This is a genomic window from Modestobacter lacusdianchii, from assembly GCF_054177765.1.
The window spans coordinates 1-18020 of record NZ_JBJJTJ010000004.1 but is presented as its reverse complement, the minus strand read 5'-3'; the positions used below and the strand labels follow the sequence as shown (position 1 = coordinate 18020).

Below are 18020 nucleotides of genomic sequence, written 5' to 3'. Positions count from 1 at the left end.
GAGCCGCCCTCCGCGGCTGCGGGGGGCGGCTCGCCGGTGTGCGGTCGGGGCTCAAGCGGGCGTGAGGTCCCCCGCCGCCGCGGACGAGGCGACCGCCGGAGCGGGGGCACCACCGTCCTCGGCGCCGGTCGGGGCGCCCAACCGGATCAGGCCGTAGTCGAAGGCGTGCCGGCGGTAGACCACCGAGGGCACCCCGGTGTCGGCGCAGAGGAACAGGAAGAAGTCGTGGCCGACGAGTTCCATCTCGTAGAGCGCCTGGTCGACGTGCATCGGGGTGGCCGGGTGCACCTTCTCGCGCACGATCTGCCCGGGGAGGTGCTCGTCCAGGTCGGTCACCAGCGGCCCGTCGGCGAGCGCGGCCTCGATGTCGGCCGACGGTCGCCCGTCGGAGGTCGTCTCGGGGGCGCTGCTGCCCCCGGCAGAGGTGCTCAGGGTGGGCACCGCGTCCTCGACGGCGGCGACGCCCTCGATCCGCACGCTGGGCGGCGTGCGACGGCCGTGGTGCACGCGGCGCCGGTCGTTGGCCCGGCGCATGTGGTTCTCGAGCTTGCCGGCGGCCAGCTCGAGGGCGGCGTAGAAGTCGGGAGCGCACGCCTCGGCGCGGGCCACCGGCCCCTTGCCCCGCAGGGTGATCTCCACCCGTTGGCAGTTCGCCGCCTGGCGGGGGTTCTTCTCGTGCAGCAACTCGACGTCGATGCGGATGACCTTGCCGTCGAAACGTTCGAGCTGGCCGACCTTGTCCTCCACCTTCTGGCGGAAGTGCTCGGGCACCTCGACGTTGCGACCTCGGACCACGATCTCCATGAGACCTCCCGGTTGAGCGCGGGCTGTGATCGAACCGACGCTAGCCGCGTTTGCCCGGTACCGACACCGGAAGCGGCCCACCTCCCAGCGGTGGCTCAGCGACGCACCGTGAACGCCCCTGGTGGGGGTGGGTCAGCGGGCCGGCGGACGCGTCGCGGGGTCGCCGCGACCACCGCGGCCAGCACCGGCGTGTCCCCGCCGGGCGCCGGACCGTCCGGCTGCCGGGCAGCCAGGGCACGGGCCGCCTCGGTCAGCGTGGCGCCGCTGCTGACCACGTCGTCGACCAGCACCAGCCGGCTGCCCGGCGGCAGCACGACCGGCCGTGCGCGGAACCGGCCGGCCAGGTTGGCCCGCCGCTGCGCGGCGTCCAGGCCGGCCGAGTCCCGGGTGCGGCCGGCCCGGCCCAGCAGCGGCAGCGCCACCGCCGGCACCCCGGCCTGCCGCAGCTCACCGACCGCGGAGCGGGCCAGCTCCCGCACGTGGTCGCGGCCGCGGCTGCGCACCGCTGCCGCCGAGCTCGGCACGGGCACCAGCACGACCGGCGGGCCGGTGCGGCCCGGCTGACCGGCGGGGCCCGGCGGCAGGCCGGCCAGGACGGCGACCACCGCCAGTGCCAGCGCGGCGCCCAGGGGGCCGGCCAGCTCCGACCGCCCGTGCTCCTTGAACGCCAGCACCGCCGGCCGGACCGGACCGGCGTACGCCCCCGCGGCCACGGTGGGTGGGAAGCCCGGCGGGTGCCGGCGTGGCTCGGCGAGTCGCGGGCGGGCCAGCCGCGCCCGGCAGGCCGGGCAGAGCAGCACGCCCGGGGCGGCGCACCCGGCGCAGTCCTGCGGCAGCACCAGGTCGGCCAGCACGCGCGCGCCGAGCGTGAGCAGCACCGTCGGCCCCCCGCCCCGGCCGACCGCCGTCCCGCCCGGGCCTCCCCCCACCAGACCCCGTCGGGGCACCCGGTCGCCGTGGAGGACCCGGTCGCCGTGGAGGACCTGGTCGCCGTGGAGGACCCGGTCGCCGTGGAGGACCCGGTCGCCGTGGAGGACCCGCATGGCCCGACCCTGCCGGGCCGGTGACCTCCTCGGTGCCCGCCGGCACGGGCTGGGGACGGGCGACCCTGCTGTGGACGGCGACGCCCGCCGGCGGGCGGCGCCGGGGCGGCTCAGGTCGGGTAGAAGGGCGCGCTGCCGCGCAGCGGTGGGGCGCCGCGCACCAGGGTGACCCAGTAGCCACCGGCGAACTGCCACATCGTGTCGTCGGCGCTGACCAGCGGCTGGCGGCCCGGTGCGGCGGCCAGCGCCGTGGGCTGGCCGGGCAGCCCGCTGTCGGTCACCTCGGTCAGCAGCCAGCCGTCCACGCCGACCGTGTACGGCACGGTGCGCCCGGTGCTCGGGTCACCGGCCAGCAGCATGAGCAGCCCGGCGTTGCGCCAGGCGACGTCCACGATCTGGCGCACCGACGGCGCGACCGACCGCAGGTCCCGCACGCTCACCGCGTCCTCGTCCCGCACCACGGTGCCGACGTAGACCTGCCCGCCCTGCGGCCCCTCGATCACCACGGCGGCCCGCACGCCGTCCGGGGAGAGCTGGAACTCCGTCGTCCGGCCGAGGCCGGAGAGGGTGGTGGCGCTGACGGTCTGCGGGGCGCCGCCGGAGGGCACGCGGACGACCTCCGTACCGTTGCGCACGGTCCACACCTCGCCGCGGGGGGCGGCCGTCGTCGGGTCGGTGAAGCTCGCGCCGGTGAGCACCGGCGCGAGCTCCCCGCCGTAGGGGCCGGCCAGGAGGGTCGCCAGGCCGCCGGGGGCGGCGGCGGACACCCCGACGGTCCAGTCCAGCGCACCGGTGCGGGTGTCCACCGAGACCCCGGCCGCGGTGAGCGCGTAGGCCCCCTGCCCGGCCGGGCCCGGCGCGGGGCTGCCGTCGACCGCCCGGTACAGGGCCCCGTCGACCAGGTAGTGCCCGACCGCGTCGGCCGGGGCGGCGTCGGGGTCCAGGCCGGCCCAGTCGCCGACCCCCTGCTCGGCCGGCACGTCGGGGAGCCCCAGCTCCTGGCCGTCGCGGAGCACCACGACCGACTGGAAGCCCAGCTGCTCCAGCGACCACACCAGCTGGCTGGCGGCGCCGATCAGCGTGGCGTCGGTGACGTCCGGGGGGAAGGTGAGGTCGACGGTGGCGGTCTGCCCGGAGGTGCGCACCGTGCTGCGCAGCACCGCTCCGGCCAGCGGGTTCACCACGCCCGCGGCGATGGCCGGCGAGGGTCCGTCGATCAGCCGTTGCACCAGGACGTTCGGCTGGGCCTCACCGTCGATCAGGTAGCGGGGGTCGGGGACGACCCGGGTGCCGGTCGGGTCGAGGAAGTAGGCGTCGACCGGCTCGTAGGTGCGGGCGAAGTCCGGCTCGAGGAGCAGCAGCCCGTCCGGCGGGTCGGTGATCCGCCACTCCCCTGACTCGTCGCTGAGGGTGAACGAACGGAGGAAGACCTCGCCGCCGCTGACGGTGAAGGAGCCCCGCTCGTCGACGGTGCCCACCTCATTGGCGGTCACCTCCACGATGCCCGGCTGGGTCTGCACCCGGGCGTAGTCACCGCTGAGCACGGTCACCCCGTCGCTGTCGCGCCAGGAGTCCGCGGCCTCCTCGGAGAGGTACTGGCGGGCGACCGGGTGGTTGCGCACCGAGCTGGCGCTGGCGTCGATGAAGCCCCGGACGACCTCCTCCGGGGTGGCACCGGCCTCGGGGGCCAGCGGCTCGATCCCGACGGCCCCGTCGGTGGGGCCGGCGACCTGGGTGATCGGCACGGTCGGTGAGCTGCTGGGCACCGTGCTGCACCCGCTCACCAGCACGGTGACCAGGGCGGCCAGCACGCCCAGCCGGCGGCGGCTCACGACGGCGACTCGATCCGGCGCAGCAGCGAGGGTCGCAGCGGCAACGGCGAGCTGGTCAGCTCGGTGCCGGCCACCAGTGGCACGGTCAGCCGGAACTGCGCCCCCTGCCCCGGCTGCCCCCACACCTGCAGCCAGCCACCGTGCAGGCGCGCGTCCTCCAGGCTGATCGACAGGCCCAGCCCACTGCCGCCCACGGTGCGCACCCGTGAGGGGTCGGCCCGCCAGAAGCGGTCGAAGACGTGCTCGGCGTCGGCCGAGGTCAGGCCGACGCCGTGGTCGCGCACGGTCATCGCGGCCGCGGTCGCGGAGGCGGCCAGGGTGATCTCGACCGGTTCGCCCCGACCGTGCTCGATGGCGTTGCCCACCAGGTTGCGCAGCACCCGCTCCACCCGACGTCCGTCCACCTCGGCGATCACCGGCACGGCCGGGACGCTGACCCGCAGCTCGCAGTCGTGCCGTTCGGCCAGCGCGGTCATGCCGGCGACCACCCGCTGCACCAGCGGACCGAGGTCCTGGGCCTCCGCCTCGAGCACCGCGGCCCCGGCGTCGTACCGGCTGATCTCCAACAGGTCCGACAGCAGGACCTCGAACCGGTCGAGCTCGACCCGCAGCAGCTCCGCCGAGCGGGCCACCGCGGGGTCGAAGTCGCCGCGGGCCTCGTGCAGCACCGCGGCGGCCATCTGCACCGTCGTCAGCGGGGTGCGCAGCTCGTGCGAGACGTCGGAGGTGAACCGCTGCTGCAGGTGCGACAGGCCCTCCAGCTGGGTGATCTGGCGCTGCAGGCTGTCGGCCATCGCGTTGAAGCTGGTCGCCAGCCGGGCGAGGTCGTCGGCCCCGCGCACCACCAGCCGCTCCTCCAGGTGGCCCTCGGCGAGCCGCTGCGCGCTGCCGGCCACCCGGCGCACCGGGTCGACCACGAGCCGGGTCACCAGCACGCCGATGCCGACGACGAAGAGCACCAGCGCGACCCCGCTGATCACCACCGTGCTGCGGATCAGCGACAGGCTCTCCTGCTCCTGGTCCAGCGGGAAGACGAAGTAGACCTCCACCCGGTCGCCGCTGCGGCCGTCGGTCTGCACCGGTGCGCCGACGAGCAGGCTGGGCATCGCCCGCCCGGCCGCGTCGGGCACCTGGGCGTAGCGGTAGGCCTGGGTGCCGTCGGCGACCTGGGCGCGCAGGTCGGTGGGCATGTCGCGGTAGCTCAGCGAGGTGCGCGTGGACGCGGGGCGGACCTGGTCGCCGGACCGGTAGACCATCACCACGTCGAAGTCACCGGCCGCGCCGCCGCGGGAGCGCAGCCCCTGCACGGTGCGGGACAGCGTCGTCCGGACGCTCGCCGAGTCACCGGTGGCGATGCCGCTGACCTCGGACTGGGCGTACTGGACGCCGGACAGCGACTGGTCGACCGCGGCCTGCCGCTTCACCCCGAGCAGCTGGTCGCTGATCTGGCTGAACAGCACCAGGCTGACGATGACCACCACGACCCCGGCGACCACCATGGTGATCGCACCGACGCGCAGCTGCAGCGACGAGCGCCACGCCTGCACCACCCGGCGGGCGGCACGGCCGCTGGCGACGAACGCCCGGCGGCGGGACCGGCGCACCCGGCGGCGGACCCCGCGGACCACGTCCCCGGTCGCCCGGCGCGGTGGTCGGCCCCCGCCGTCCGCGGTGGCGGCCGGCGGCCCGGCCTGGCCGACCGGGGACGGGCCGGTCGTGGTGCTCACCGGCGGGCGGGAGCCCAGCCGGCCGGGCCGGGACGGACGGCGGGCAGCGGACCGCAGGTCACGGCGGGCCGGCCTTGTACCCGACGCCGCGGACGGTGAGGACCACCTCGGGCTTCTCCGGATCGCGCTCGACCTTGGCCCGCAGTCGCTGCACGTGCACGTTGACCAGCCGGGTGTCCGCGGCGTGCCGGTAGCCCCAGACCTGCTCCAGCAGCAGCTCCCGGGTGAACACCTGGCGCGGCTTGCGGGCCAGGGCGACCAGCAGGTCGAACTCCAGGGGGGTGAGCGCGATCGGCACGCCGTCGCGGGTCACCTGGTGGGCCGGGACGTCGATCTGCACGTCGCCGATGGAGAGGCTCTCGGCCTGCCCGGTCTCACCGCGGCGCAACTGGGCGCGGACCCGGGCCACCAGCTCCACCGGCTTGAACGGCTTGGTGACGTAGTCGTCGGCGCCGGCCTCGAGCCCCTGGACGACGTCGATCGTGTCGCCCTTGGCGGTCAGCATGATCACCGGGACGGCGGACTGGGTGCGGATGTCGGCGCAGATCTGCAGGCCGTTGCGCCCGGGCAGCATCAGGTCCAGCAGCACGAGGTCGGGGCGCACCTGCTGGAAGGTGGCGACGGCCCGGGCACCGTCGGAGACGAACGCCGGCTCGTAGCCCTCCCGCCGCAGCACGATGCCCAGCATCTCGGCGAGGGCGGCGTCGTCGTCGACGACGAGGACACGGCCGCGGCTGGCCCCGGAGGTGGGTGCGGAAGGTGGCACGGGCCCCATTCTGCGTGACGCACGCCAGGAAGCGGTCCGCCCCGCCCGGGGACTTCCCCCGGGCGGGGCGGAACGTGCAGCTCGACCGCCGGCCGGCGGCTCGGCGCGCCCAGCCGTCGGCCCCCTTGCAGGGCCCCACCGCGAGCTTGCTCGTGGTGGGGGGCAAGGGGGTCCTTCTAGTAGCGGTAGTGCTCGGACTTGTAGGGCCCCTCGACCGGGACGCCGAGGTAGTCCGCCTGCACCTTGGTCAGCGTCGTGAGCTTCACCCCGAGGGCGTCCAGGTGCAGCCGGGCGACGTGCTCGTCGAGCTTCTTGGGCAGCACGGTGACGCCGGGGGTCTTGCCCTCGTACGCGGCCTGGTTGGCCCACAGCTCGATCTGGGCGAGCGTCTGGTTGGAGAAGGACGCGCTCATCACGAAGCTGGGGTGCCCGGTGGCGTTGCCCAGGTTCAGCAGCCGGCCCTCGGAGAGCACGATGATCGTGTGGCCGTCGGCGAACCGCCACTCGTCGACCTGCGGCTTGATGTTCGTCTTGACGACGCCCGGGGTGCGGGCCAGGCCGGCCATGTCGATCTCGTTGTCGAAGTGGCCGATGTTGCCGATGATCGCCTGGTGCTTGGTCGAGGCCAGCTGCTCGGCGGAGATGATGTCCTTGTTGCCGGTGGTGGTGATGACGATGTCGGCCTTGCCGATCACCTCGTCCAGCGTGGTCACCTCGTAGCCGTGCATGGCCGCCTGCAGGGCGTTGATCGGGTCGATCTCGGTGACGATGACCCGGGCGCCCTGGCCGCGCAGCGACTCCGCGCAGCCCTTGCCGACGTCGCCGTAGCCGCAGACCACGGCCACCTTGCCGCCGATCATCACGTCGGTGGCCCGGTTGAGGCCGTCGATCAGCGAGTGCCGGCAGCCGTAGAGGTTGTCGAACTTGCTCTTGGTGACCGAGTCGTTGACGTTGATCGCCGGGAAGAGCAGCCGGCCCTCGCGGGCGAGCTCGTACAGCCGCAGGACGCCGGTGGTGGTCTCCTCGGTGACGCCCTTGATGCCCTGGCCGATCTTGGTCCAGCGCTGACCGTCCTCGGCGAGGCTGGTGCGCAGGGTCTCCAGGATGACGCCGTACTCCTCCGAGTCGGCGTCGGTGGTGTCCGGGACGACGCCGTCGGCCTCGAAGCGGGTGCCCAGGTGCACCAGCAGGGTCGCGTCGCCACCGTCGTCCAGGAGCATGTTCGGGCCGATCACCGTGCCGTCGGCGTCGGTGAACTCGAACAGCCGCTGGGTGCACCACCAGTACTCCGGCAGGGTCTCGCCCTTCCAGGCGAAGACCGGGACGCCGGTGGGCTGCTCGGGGGTGCCGTCGCCGACGACGATCGCCGCGGCGGCGTGGTCCTGGGTGGAGAAGATGTTGCAGCTGACCCAGCGCACGTCGGCGCCGAGCGCGACCAGGGTCTCGATGAGCACCGCGGTCTGGATGGTCATGTGCAGCGAGCCGGCGATCCGGGCGCCGGCCAGCGGCTGCGCGTCGCCGTACTCCTCGCGGAGGGCCATCAGGCCGGGCATCTCGTGCTCGGCGAGGCTGATCTCCTTGCGCCCGAAGCCGTGCAGGGAGAGGTCGGCGACCTTGAAGTCGCCGTCGGTCAGTACGCGGGTGCCAGTGCTGGCGGTCATGTCGCTCCAGTGTCCGGCCCTGCCCCGGGTGGGCGGGCGCTGTCGGTCGCTGTGTCCCCGGCGGTGCGCGGGGCGAGCGAGCATGCCGAGGCTTCGGCGGGGCTCGTGCCGCACCCAGGGTAACGCCGTGGGGTCGTAGACGACCTCACCCGCGGGGGCGACCGTGCCGCAGCGGCGTGTCCGCCGGTCCGAGTCGGCGGCGGCAGCGGCAGCGGCCGCCGTCGACCTTCTGGCGACCGCGTCAGCGCAGGGCGGTGGTGGCGCGGTAGAGGACAGCCGGCCCACGTGCGGTGACCGGTTGCCCGGCCGGGACAAACGCCGACTCCCCCTGGTGCAGCGTCACGTCACCGTCCTCGCCGGAGAGCACCGCGGGCCCTTCGGTGCACAGCACCACCTGCGGACCGGAGGTGGTCAACACCCCGGGCTCCACATCGACCTGGACGCGGGTGAGGTCGAAGTCGTCCACCGGCGTCGGATAGCGAAGCCCACCCGGGCCGAGCACCGGATGGATGACCGGCACCTTGCCGTCGGTGAAGTCGAGCACCTCGATCAGCGCGGCCAGGTCCACGTGCTTGGAGGTCAGCCCACCCCGCAGCACGTTGTCCGAGCTGGCCATGACCTCGACGCCGGCTCCGCTGAGGTAGGCGTGCAGGTTCCCCGCAGGCAGGAACACCGCCTCCCCGGGCGCCAGCCTCAGGTGGTTGCACATCAGCGAGATCACCACGCCCGGGTCACCCGGATAGGTCTCGGCCAGGCTCGCCGCCCACCGGTAGGTGTTGATGAACTCCGGGTCGTGCGCGGCGACGAAGCTGGCTGCCTTCTCTGCCACTGCGGTGACGAGCGACTCACGGCGACGGGTCGACAGCGCGAGCAGCTGCGGGATCGCCGTGCGCAGGCCGCCGTGAGCGAGCGCGGCGATCGTCGGCAGCAGCTCGGTCAGCTGGAGCTTGGCCAGGCAGTGCAGCGACTCGACCAGGGGGCGGAACCCGCACAGGGCTTCGACCGGGGTGATCGCCAGCAGGATCTCCGGCTTGTGGAACGGGTCTTTGAAGGTGCGCGTCGGGTCGTCGAGCGGGACGCCCGCCGCCTCCTCGGCCGCGAAGCCCACCTCCGCTTGCGCGGTGGTGGGATGGGCCTGCAGGGACAGCGGCTTGTCCGCGGCGAGCACCTTCATCAGGAACGGCAGCCGGTCACCGAACCGGTGCCGGGCTGCGGCGCCCAACATCACGTCGGGTTCCGCTGCGATCGCCTTGTCCAACGGCCGGCCGTCGGACAGGACGCTCGGCTCTCCCGGGTGCGCCCCCATCCACAGCTCCGCGTGCGGCTGGTCAGCCGGCGAGGGCTGCCCGAGCAGCTCGGGGATGACCGTGTGGGATCCCCACGGGTAATGGCGCACGGCGTTCGTCATCTGCCACATCGGGCGGGACGATACCTCTGGCTCTCCTCCAGCCAACCACTGAACCCACCGACGGTGGCCCCTCGTGTCATGACAGGGGCCACCGGGGCCACAACCGTCACGCGGGAACCACGGCGAGTCCTGCCACCAGCTCACCCCCCCGACGGCTCCCTGACATGCCGGTGGGTCAGGGGTGCAGGGCGCGCTCGTGGTCGAGGGCCAGCGCGAGGTAGACGGCGCTGAAGTCGGCCACGGCCAGCTGCCGGGCGAGCCGCGCCAGCCGCGGGGAACGCACGAGCCCCGGCTGCGCACCGTCGTCCTGTTCGGCGAGCGCACTGACCGGCACGTTGTGACCGGCGGCGACACGCAGCACCTCCTGCATCGCCTCATCCGCCGACCGGGCATCGCGCTCGCCCCCGTCGTGCCCGGCTGCGTCGGCGTCCCGGATGGTGATCAGGCGCAGCCGGCGCCCGGGGTCGTCCAGCCGGTCCCGGAAGAAGTCGTCCGGACCCTCCTCCGGGGCGAGTGGGCCCCCCACGACGGTACGGGCGGCGACCCGCTGGTCCGGCAGCCGGAAGCTGCCCACCGGGAGCCCGGCGAGCGTGGCGAGCTGGTCGGCGACCCGCCCGGCGGAGGCTCCGGCGAGCGGCCCCTCGGCGACGATCACCGGCAGGGCGTCCAGCAGCTCGAGGGCGAGCGTCTTGGCCGGGTTGACGAAGGACTCCCGCGCCGGGCCGCACTCCGCCGCCGTCTCGTCCAGCGCGGCGGCGACCAGCTCGGTGTCCGCGGCGTCCGCGGGCAGCAGGCCCAGGTCGGCGGCGAGCAGCAGCATCGGGGTGAGCAACGACCACAGCGTGGTGTGCCGCACCCGGGTCGCCGGCAGCGCGACGTAAGGCGCCCGCGCGCTGGCACAGGCGGCGTGCAGCGGCGAGTCCTCGGCGCCGATGCCGACCATCGCGACCCCGCGGCGGGCCGCCTCGTAGGCGGGGGCGACGGCATAGCGGCCCGCCCCGGTGCGGGTGGCCACCACGGCGACGTCCGAGGGCCCCATCCAGACCGGCAGCTCGGGCCCCGGGACGACGTCGACGGTCACCGGGCTGGCCGGTCCGAGCAGCGCGCGCAGCACTGCCGCGGCGACGGCGCCCTCGCGGCGGGCGACGATCACGATGCCGCGGGGGCGGCCGCCGGCGGTCACCCGGTCCAGGCCGGTCTCCCGAGTCAGCCGGGTGGTCTCCCGCACCTGGGCACCCGCCCCGGCGACGGCCGGCAGCAGCCCGCGGGGGTCCCGGGCACGCAGCAGGTCGAGGTCGGCGAGCACCTCCTCGGCCAGCTCCGGCGACGTCATGCCGGACGCTGCCGGGCCTCGTCGAGCAGCAGCACCGGGATGCCGTCGCGCACCGGGAAGGCGCGGGAGCAGGTCGGGCAGACGAGCTCGCTCGCCTCGACGTCCACGGTCAGGGACGTGTGATGGGTGTCCGGGCAGGCCAGGATCGCCAGCAGCGCCGGGTCGATGCCCAGCGTCGCCGAGTGCACCCCGCCGCCCGCGGTCATGCCCGCACCACGGCCAGGACGTCGTCGCGGACCTGCGCCATCCGGGCGGCGTCGGGCGCCTCGACGTTCAGCCGCAGCAGGGGCTCGGTGTTGCTGGCCCGCAGGTTGAACCAGGCGCCGTCGGGCAGCTCGACGGTCAGGCCGTCGAGCTCGTCGACGGTGACGCCCTCGCCCTCCCCGAACGTCTCCCGCACCGCGGCGACCCGACCGGCCTGGTCGACGACCGTCGAGTTGATCTCACCCGAGGCGACGTACCGCTCGTAGGACTCGGTCAGCTCGGACAGCGGCTTCCCCTGCTCACCGAGCGCGGCGAGCACGTGCATCGCGGCGAGCATCCCGGTGTCGGCCCGCCAGAAGTCCCGGAAGTAGTAGTGCGCCGAGTGCTCGCCACCGAAGATCGCGTCGGTCCGGGCCATCTCGGCCTTGATGAACGAGTGCCCCACCCGGGTGCGCACCGGCTCGCCCCCGTGCTCCCGGACGATCTCCGGGACCGCGTGCGACGTGATCAGGTTGTGGATGATCGTGGTGCCGGCGCCCTTGGCCAGCTCGCGGACGGCAACCAGCCCGGTGATCGCGGACGGGCTGACCGGCTCGCCACGCTCGTCGACGATGAAGCAGCGGTCGGCGTCGCCGTCGAACGCCAGGCCGATGTCCGCGCCGTGCTCGGTCACCGCCGCCTGCAGGTCGACGAGGTTCGCCGGGTCGAGCGGGTTCGCCTCGTGGTTGGGGAACGACCCGTCGAGCTCGAAGTACATCGGCACGATGTCCAGCGGCAGCCCGGACAGGACGACGGGCACGGTGTAGCCGCCCATGCCGTTACCGGCGTCCACGACCACCTTCAGCGGGCGGATGCCGGACAGGTCGACCAGCTGCCGCAGGTAGGCGGCGTACTCGGCGACCAGGTCGCGGCCGCTGACCGTGCCGAGGCGCTCGGGCTCGCGCGCGAAGACCGCGTGGCCGTCGAGCAACTGCTCGGCCCACTCACGGATCTGCACGAGCCCAGAGTCCTGGCCGATGGGCGCGGCTCCGGCCCGGCACAGCTTGATCCCGTTGTACTGCGCCGGGTTGTGGCTGGCGGTGAACATCGCCCCGGGAAGCCCCAGCGAGCCGGCGGCGAAGTACAGCATGTCGGTGGAGCCCAGCCCTGCCTCGACGACGTCGACGCCGCGGGAGAGGACGCCCTCCGCGAAAGCGCGGGAGAGGGGCACCGACGAGTCACGCATGTCGTGCGCGGTCACGACCGCCGTGGCGCCGGTCTCGGCGTGGGCGAACTCGGCGAAGGCGGCACCGATGGCGCGGGCCACGTCCTCGTCCCACTGGTCCGGGACGACCCCGCGCACGTCGTAGGCCTTGATGATCGATGTCAGGTCCGGCAACGCAGCTCATCCTCGCAGTCAGGGACCGCGGCCCGGGCGGCCTGCGGCGAGTCGACCCTAACGGCGCGGGGTGCGCTCAGCGCGCAGGACCGGTCAGCTGAGGTCGGGCAGGACGCGCAGGTGGCCGCGGCGGGTGCCGCTGCCGTCGTCGGCCGGGTCGCGCGGGGGCTCGGGGCGGGCCGCCTCGCGGACGGCGTCGGCCAGCGCCAGCAGGTCGTCGCCGGTCGGGCCGGCGTCGTCGACGTCGATCTCGTGCCGGACGACCTCCCAGCCGCGCGGCACGGTCAACCGGCCCGCGTGGAACTCGCACAGGTCGTAGCTGTGCGGCTCCGAGTACGTCGCCAGCGGGCCGACGACGGCCGTGGACTCCGCGTAGACGTAGGTCAGGGTCGCCGCCGCCGGCTGGGCACATCCGCTGCGCGAACAGCGTCGCGACTGCCTCACCACCGGTTCCTCACGGTTGGCACACTAACTCCGAAGCGGTCGCCTGTGGAGGAGGCACACCGAACCCGCGCGCGTCCGGTCCCCCACGCGACCCGGGCGGTCCGAGCGCGACCGGCTCTCCACCCCGACCAGGAGGACGGCGATGACGACCGGACCGGACACGGTGCTGCTGCTCGGCGGCCGGAGCGAGATCGGCGTGGAGCTGGCCGAGCGGCTGGTCCGCGACGGCGCGCGACGGGTCCAGCTGGCCGCGCGCCGCAGCGACGAGCTGGACGCCGAGGAGGCCCGGCTGCGGGCGGCCGGCGCCACGGTGGTGGAGCGGTTGGAGTTCGACGCCGACGACCTGGCCGGCCACGAGCGGCTGCTGACCGGCGCGCTCGGCCAGGGGGCGGGCAACACGATCGCGCTGCTCGCGTTCGGGGTCCTCGGCGACCAGGCGCGGGCGGAGACCGATGCCGCGCACGCGGTGTCGGTCGTCTCCACCGACTACGTGGCCCAGGTGTCGGTGCTCACCCACCTGGCGCGGTTCATGCGGGCCGCCGGGGCGGGCCGGATCGTCGTCTTCTCCTCCGTCGCCGGGGTGCGGGTGCGGCGGGCCAACTACGTCTACGGCTCGGCGAAGGCCGGGCTCGACGGGTTCGCCAGCGGCCTGGCCGACGCTCTGCACGGCACCGGTGTGAGGCTGCTGCTCGTCCGGCCGGGGTTCGTGATCGGCCGGATGACCGCGGGGATGAGCCCGGCTCCGCTGTCCAGCACCCCGGCGCAGGTCGCCGACGCGGTGGCCGAGGCGGTGCGCCGAGGGCGGTCGGTCGTGTGGGTGCCCGGCCACCTCCGGCTGGCCGCACTGGTCCTGCGGTCGCTGCCCCGCCCGCTGTGGCGTCGGATGCCCCGGTGAGCTGCCGCGTCCCCGGCCCCCGACCGGACGCCAGCCCGTAGGCTCCAGCCGCGATGGACCGCCTCCCCGCCCGAGCCCGCCGCGACCGACACGGCCGCGGACTGCGTGGCCGCCTCGTCCCACCGACCGTGCCGCTGTCCCGCAGCCGCGCGGAGCAGTTCGACGACCTCGTGCTCGACGCCGTCGAGGACCTCGAGCGCCGCTGGGAGCGGGAGCTGGCCGGGGTCGAGTTCGCGGTCGAGGACGTGCCGTGGGTCGACCACACCAGCCCCGATGAGGTGGTCCTGGACGCCGACGTGCTGGAGGACGGCAGCGTGCCGCTGGCCCGCGTGCTGCCCGCCCACCGCGACGGCGGTCAGGAGCACCCGGCGCGGATCGTGGTCTACCGCCGCCCCCTGGAGATCCGCGCCGCCGACCGCGACGACCTCGCCGACCTGGTGCGGGACGTGGTCGTCGACCAGGTGGCCGTGCTGCTGGGCCGGGACCCGGAGGAGATCGACCCGACCGCGTAGCGGGCCGGCGCCACCGACCGCCGGGCCGCACCGACCGCGGGCCTTGCCATGCTGGGCGCCGAGATGAGCAAACCCGACGAGAAGCCGCCCGCCACCCGCACCCTGGTCACCGGGGCCGTCGTGCTGCTGGTCGTGCTCGGGCTGGGGCTCGCCGCCCTGGCCCTGCAGCCGCGCGCCACGACGGCCGCGGCGAGCCTGACGGTCACCCCGCGCACCGACGCCGGCGCGGACGCCGCCGTCCTGCTCGCCGACCGCTACGCGGCGCTGGCCGACTCGGCGACCACGCTGCGCACCGCCCGCGAGAGCAGCCCGGAGCTGGCGGACACCTCGCTGGAGGAGCTGCAGGAGGGCACCACGGTCGACCGCGCCGACCGGACCGCGGCGATCACCGTGCGGGTCGCCCTGGGCGACCGGGACGCCGCCGTCGCGGCGGCCAACGCCGTCGTCGGCACCCTCGTCGAGCAGGGCGCGGACGAGGACCTGGTGGACGTCGACCGCGGGTCGGAGGCGACGCCGGCCCGGGTGTCGACCTCTCCGGACGCCACCCGCTGGGTGCTGGTGACCGCACTGCTCGCCCTCGCCGCCGGGATCGCGACCGCTGCCCTGGCCACGGGTACGGGACGGCGGCGGCATGGCGCGGCGGGCCCGGCCGCGGCGGGGCTGCCGCCGGCGTCCCCCGGCGTCGGGGACGACGGCCCGGCCGAGGTGGTGGACGACCTCCCGGGCTTCCTGGAGAACCCGCCCGGGTCGGTGCCGGCGCTGCCCGCCGCGGCGCCGGCTCCGGCCGCGGTTCCCGCGCCGGCCGACCGCACCCCCGCCCGGACCGGGGCGACCAGGTCCGACGGGGCGGGCACCCCGGGCCGGACCCGCGGCGCAGCGCTCGGCGCCGCCGTCCTGCTGGTGCTCGCCGCGGTGACGATCGCGGTGACCGGGCACCGCCCGGGCGGTGCGCCCGGGACCCAGGTGAGCAGCCGGCAGACGCCCGGCCCGGACGGCGTGGTCGGGCCGACCGGGCCGGCGGACGGCGCAGCCGCCACGCTGAGCGCCCCCACGGACCCCGCCGTCCCGGGGCTGGACGCCACCGAGCCCACGACCACCGTCCCGGCCGGGGCGAGCGAGACCGCCGCGGCCGCGCTCGCGCTGACGTCGGTGCCGCTCGGCGAGGACGGTGTCGCGGCGAGCGTCTCCGCGCAGGGGCTGCTGCTCGAGCAGCGGGCGGTCGGGCTCACCGTGACCTACCCGAGCCTCAGCGTCTCCACGGACGGCCGCCGGTCACTGGCCCACGTCCGGCTGCCCACGTTCAACTGCCTGACCGCGGAGCCACCGGCCGACCCGGTCGCCGCCGGCTGCGCCCGCTCGCTGACCGAGTACGCGGACCTCGCCAGCCCGCAGCTGCAGCTCACCCGGGACGGCGACCGGGTCGAGCTGGTCGGCCTCTTCCCCACCTACACCCGGCCCAACGGCAGTGCACCGGTGTACACCGGCCGGGCGTACCAGCTCGCCGCCACGATCGCCCCGGTCGGCCCACAGGAGAACGGCAGCACGCCGGCGGCCGGCGTCGTCCGGATCGGCCTGGACAGCGCACCGACGACGGACGATGCCGGGGTCAACCGGTTGCAGCACCCCGGCTGAGGCCGCGGGCACCACCCGACCGGCCGAGCCGGCTCAGCCCGGCGGCGGCGGTCAGGCTGACCGAGGGCGACCCGAGCTCGCGCCGGAGCCCGCCCACGTCGCTGACGCCCCACCAGGGCCACCGCTGCTCGCCGGCCGGCCCGCGGTCCAGCAGGGTCAGCAGGAGCGCCGCCGGGCCACCCGTGCCGGGCACGACGGCCAGCTCCAGCTCACCGACGGCGGCGTGCAGCCGGACGACCGCCCCCGTGGCCGCGCGCCGATCGGCAGGGACGCGGGCCAGCAGGTCGGGCAGCCGGCGCTCCACCTCGGCCGGGTCCCGGGTGCGGTGCACGGTGCCGACCGCATCGAGCTCGTCCACCAGCAGGCGGCTGCGCGAGGTCGCCAGCGAGGAGTCGGGCATCAGCGCGGCGAGGTGCCGCACCGTCGGGTCGCCCAGCGGGAGGCCCGCCAGCCGCAGGGTCCACGGGGCGCGCAGCCGGTCGAGCAGGTCGGCCACGCCCTCGGCCAGCCGGTGGGCGACGTCGTCGTCCCGGGCGTACAGCCGGGCCGCGGGCCGCCCGTCCGGCAGCGGCGCGGCCTCGGGCTCGGCGCCCAGCAGGGTGATCGCGGTCGTCGCGCCACGACGCCGGTACGACAGCAGGGCCAGCCCGTCGGGCCGGCCCTGCGGGTCCCGCTGCACCACCACCGCGCACGGGCGGACCCGACGCAGCGGACCGCTGGACTGCGCGTTCAGCGCTGCGGTCAGCCACGGCCCGCGGGCGGGAGCGGGGGCGGCCAGGTCGGCCATCAGCGGCGCGGCGGCGCGGACCTCCCCGACCACCCGGGCTCGTCCGTCGGCGACGCGGATCTGCACACCGGCCAGTCGACCACATCGCCGCCCGGGATCGGCGGCCGGACCCAGCGAGGGGGTGGGGTCCGGCCCGCCGACGTCAGGTCAGCGGGTCAGTGGTGCGGTGCTCGTCAGGTGGCGTCTCTCCGACCCCTTCGCAGGGGCCCGCCGCGAGTGGGAGGACCCCGTCCTCCTCATCCCTCGCAGGCTCGGGACGAGCCTCGGGACGGGGCCAGGGGCGAAGGGGTCCCTCCTCAGCCGGCGCGGCGGCGGAGCCGGCGGCGCTCACGCTCGGACAGGCCGCCCCAGATGCCGAAGCGCTCGTCGTTGCCTAGCGCGTACTCCAGGCACTCGGCGCGGACCTCGCAGCCGGTGCAGATCTTCTTGGCCTCGCGGGTCGAGCCGCCCTTCTCCGGGAAGAACGCCTCCGGGTCGGTCTCGGCGCACAGGGCGCGCTCCTGCCAGCCCTGGTCCTCGCCGTCCAGGCCCCGGAGGCCGGCGTCGAAGACCCCCGCCATGCCCAGGACGTCGGACCCCGACCCTGCTGCTGCGCTCTTGTACTCGCTCAACCACGACACCTCGGCCATCACGTTGCGTCCCCTCGCTCCGTCACGGCGCGTGCCCTCCGGGCGGTTCCCGGGTCGTCAGCGCCTGATGACAACGTCGGAATTACACGCGTGTCGTTGAGTCGAGGTCAAGTCGAGCTCGTGTATCGCGGAGTCACAGCGGTCACACCAGTCACAACTTGTGCTGAAGTGGTCACGCGCTCCCCCGACACGCCGCCGTCTTCCACAGGAACTGCCATCGGGACGATGGTGTTTCGTGTAGATCGAGTTGTGCCCTACCGGGTGCCCGGTGCACATCTGACGACGTGCAGGATGGTCCGGTGCACATCGTCGTACTCGCCGGAGGCGTCGGCGGCGCCCGCTTCCTGACCGGCGTGCTGGCCGCGGCACCCGGGGCCGAGGTGACCGCGGTGGTCAACACCGGTGACGACGTGACCATGCACGGGCTGCGCATCTGCCCCGACCTCGACACCGTGATGTACACGCTCGGTGACGGGATCGACGAGGAGCGCGGGTGGGGCCGCCGCGGTGAGAGCTGGGTCGTCAAGGAGGAGCTGGCCGCCTACGGCGCCGAGCCCACCTGGTTCGGCCTCGGCGACCGCGACCTCGCCACCCACCTGGTGCGCACCCGCATGCTGGACGCCGGCTACCCGCTCTCCGACGTCACCGCCGCACTGGCCCAGCGGTGGCAGCCCGGCGTCCGGCTGCTGCCCATGAGCGACCAGCGGGTCGAGACCCACGTCGTGGTCGACGACCCGGAGACCGGGCGGCCACAGGCGCTGCACTTCCAGGAGTGGTGGGTGCGGCACCGGGCCGCGCTCGACGCCCGCGGCTTCGTCCAGGTCGGGGTGGACGACGCCCGCCCCGCCCCCGGGGTCGTCGAGGGGCGGGGCGGGGCCCACCCCCTGGTGTTGGACCCCCAACACACCCCGGGGTAGGTCGGCCGCCTGGTCGGGGTGGCGGGGGTCCTCCAGCGCCGGGGGGCG

The 18020-nt window shown here is 75.1% G+C and carries 17 protein-coding genes; 4 read left to right on the top strand and 13 right to left on the bottom strand.

All coding sequences use genetic code 11. The features are described from left to right. Window positions 1-51 precede the first annotated feature (51 nt). The 11 genes from hpf to ACJTNH_RS03690 all read right to left on the bottom strand — a co-directional run bounded on the left by hpf (window position 52) and on the right by ACJTNH_RS03690 (window position 12600). Window positions 52-804 (bottom strand): ribosome hibernation-promoting factor, HPF/YfiA family, encoded by a 753-nt coding sequence (gene hpf, locus ACJTNH_RS03740; RefSeq protein ID WP_458172932.1) that lies wholly within the window; start codon window positions 802-804, stop codon window positions 52-54. 95 nt (window positions 805-899) lie between these two features. After that, window positions 900-1682 (bottom strand): ComF family protein, encoded by a 783-nt coding sequence (locus tag ACJTNH_RS03735; RefSeq protein WP_458172931.1) that lies wholly within the window; start codon window positions 1680-1682, stop codon window positions 900-902. A 275-nt stretch (window positions 1683-1957) separates the two neighbouring features. Beyond that, complete coding sequence (locus tag ACJTNH_RS03730) at window positions 1958-3679, bottom strand: LpqB family beta-propeller domain-containing protein (RefSeq protein WP_458172930.1); 1722 nt, start codon at window positions 3677-3679, stop codon at window positions 1958-1960. Then, window positions 3676-5406: an MtrAB system histidine kinase MtrB gene (mtrB, locus tag ACJTNH_RS03725; RefSeq protein WP_458172929.1), complete on the bottom strand. Its 1731-nt coding sequence runs from the start codon at window positions 5404-5406 to the stop codon at window positions 3676-3678. The genes ACJTNH_RS03730 and mtrB overlap by 4 nt, the downstream gene beginning before the upstream one ends. 58 nt (window positions 5407-5464) lie before the next feature. Next, entirely contained in the window at window positions 5465-6181 is a 717-nt protein-coding gene (mtrA, locus tag ACJTNH_RS03720; protein ID WP_458172928.1) for an MtrAB system response regulator MtrA, read from the bottom strand. 167 nt (window positions 6182-6348) lie between these two features. Beyond that, entirely contained in the window at window positions 6349-7833 is a 1485-nt protein-coding gene (ahcY, locus tag ACJTNH_RS03715) for an adenosylhomocysteinase (protein WP_458172927.1), read from the bottom strand. A 241-nt stretch (window positions 7834-8074) separates the two neighbouring features. After that, on the bottom strand, window positions 8075-9250 hold the full coding sequence (manA, locus tag ACJTNH_RS03710) for a mannose-6-phosphate isomerase, class I (RefSeq protein ID WP_458172926.1): 1176 nt from the start codon (window positions 9248-9250) through the stop codon (window positions 8075-8077). Between the two features lie 166 nt (window positions 9251-9416). Continuing rightward, window positions 9417-10574, bottom strand: coding sequence for an SIS domain-containing protein (locus ACJTNH_RS03705; protein WP_458172925.1), 1158 nt, complete (start codon window positions 10572-10574; stop codon window positions 9417-9419). Beyond that, complete coding sequence (locus ACJTNH_RS03700) at window positions 10571-10780, bottom strand: Trm112 family protein (RefSeq protein ID WP_458172924.1); 210 nt, start codon at window positions 10778-10780, stop codon at window positions 10571-10573. The genes ACJTNH_RS03705 and ACJTNH_RS03700 overlap by 4 nt, the downstream gene beginning before the upstream one ends. Continuing rightward, entirely contained in the window at window positions 10777-12156 is a 1380-nt protein-coding gene (locus tag ACJTNH_RS03695) for a phosphomannomutase/phosphoglucomutase (protein ID WP_458172923.1), read from the bottom strand. Before ACJTNH_RS03695 ends, ACJTNH_RS03700 begins: the two co-directional genes overlap by 4 nt. Before the next feature lie 93 nt (window positions 12157-12249). Next, window positions 12250-12600: a DUF3499 domain-containing protein gene (locus ACJTNH_RS03690; RefSeq protein WP_299952255.1), complete on the bottom strand. Its 351-nt coding sequence runs from the start codon at window positions 12598-12600 to the stop codon at window positions 12250-12252. A gap of 142 nt (window positions 12601-12742) precedes the next feature. Between ACJTNH_RS03690 and ACJTNH_RS03685 the strand changes: the two genes are divergently transcribed. The 3 genes from ACJTNH_RS03685 (at window position 12743) to ACJTNH_RS03675 (ending at window position 15639) form a co-directional block, all read left to right on the top strand. After that, window positions 12743-13495: an SDR family NAD(P)-dependent oxidoreductase gene (locus ACJTNH_RS03685; protein WP_458172922.1), complete on the top strand. Its 753-nt coding sequence runs from the start codon at window positions 12743-12745 to the stop codon at window positions 13493-13495. Window positions 13496-13548: 53 nt separating this feature from the next. Further along, on the top strand, window positions 13549-14007 hold the full coding sequence (locus ACJTNH_RS03680) for a metallopeptidase family protein (protein WP_458172921.1): 459 nt from the start codon (window positions 13549-13551) through the stop codon (window positions 14005-14007). 63 nt (window positions 14008-14070) lie between these two features. Then, window positions 14071-15639 (top strand): hypothetical protein, encoded by a 1569-nt coding sequence (locus tag ACJTNH_RS03675; RefSeq protein ID WP_458172920.1) that lies wholly within the window; start codon window positions 14071-14073, stop codon window positions 15637-15639. Here ACJTNH_RS03675 and ACJTNH_RS03670 read toward each other — a convergent pair. Continuing rightward, window positions 15614-16492: a hypothetical protein gene (locus ACJTNH_RS03670; RefSeq protein WP_458172919.1), complete on the bottom strand. Its 879-nt coding sequence runs from the start codon at window positions 16490-16492 to the stop codon at window positions 15614-15616. The two genes, ACJTNH_RS03675 and ACJTNH_RS03670, sit on opposite strands and share 26 nt — an antisense overlap. Before the next feature lie 230 nt (window positions 16493-16722). Then, a complete protein-coding gene (locus ACJTNH_RS03665) occupies window positions 16723-16986 on the bottom strand; it encodes a WhiB family transcriptional regulator (RefSeq protein ID WP_458173102.1) in 264 nt (87 codons plus the stop codon). Between the two features lie 368 nt (window positions 16987-17354). Between ACJTNH_RS03665 and ACJTNH_RS03660 the strand changes: the two genes are divergently transcribed. Beyond that, window positions 17355-17972, top strand: a complete 618-nt coding sequence (locus ACJTNH_RS03660; protein WP_458172918.1) for a 2-phospho-L-lactate transferase CofD family protein — start codon at window positions 17355-17357, stop codon at window positions 17970-17972. Window positions 17973-18020 lie beyond the last annotated feature (48 nt).

Bases quoted from the DNA above. Each gene is read 5' to 3' on its own strand.
- ACJTNH_RS03680 (WP_458172921.1), top strand. From the start codon at position 13,549: ATGGACCGCCTCCCCGCCCGAGCCCGCCGCGACCGACACGGCCGCGGA.
- ACJTNH_RS03700 (WP_458172924.1), bottom strand. From the start codon at position 10,780: ATGACCGCGGGCGGCGGGGTGCACTCGGCGACGCTGGGCATCGACCCG.
- hpf (WP_458172932.1), bottom strand. From the start codon at position 804: ATGGAGATCGTGGTCCGAGGTCGCAACGTCGAGGTGCCCGAGCACTTC.
- ACJTNH_RS03705 (WP_458172925.1), bottom strand. From the start codon at position 10,574: ATGACGTCGCCGGAGCTGGCCGAGGAGGTGCTCGCCGACCTCGACCTG.
- mtrA (WP_458172928.1), bottom strand. From the start codon at position 6,181: ATGGGGCCCGTGCCACCTTCCGCACCCACCTCCGGGGCCAGCCGCGGC.
- manA (WP_458172926.1), bottom strand. From the start codon at position 9,250: ATGTGGCAGATGACGAACGCCGTGCGCCATTACCCGTGGGGATCCCAC.
- ACJTNH_RS03675 (WP_458172920.1), top strand. From the start codon at position 14,071: ATGAGCAAACCCGACGAGAAGCCGCCCGCCACCCGCACCCTGGTCACC.
- ahcY (WP_458172927.1), bottom strand. From the start codon at position 7,833: ATGACCGCCAGCACTGGCACCCGCGTACTGACCGACGGCGACTTCAAG.
- ACJTNH_RS03665 (WP_458173102.1), bottom strand. From the start codon at position 16,986: ATGGCGGGGGTCTTCGACGCCGGCCTCCGGGGCCTGGACGGCGAGGAC.
- ACJTNH_RS03685 (WP_458172922.1), top strand. From the start codon at position 12,743: ATGACGACCGGACCGGACACGGTGCTGCTGCTCGGCGGCCGGAGCGAG.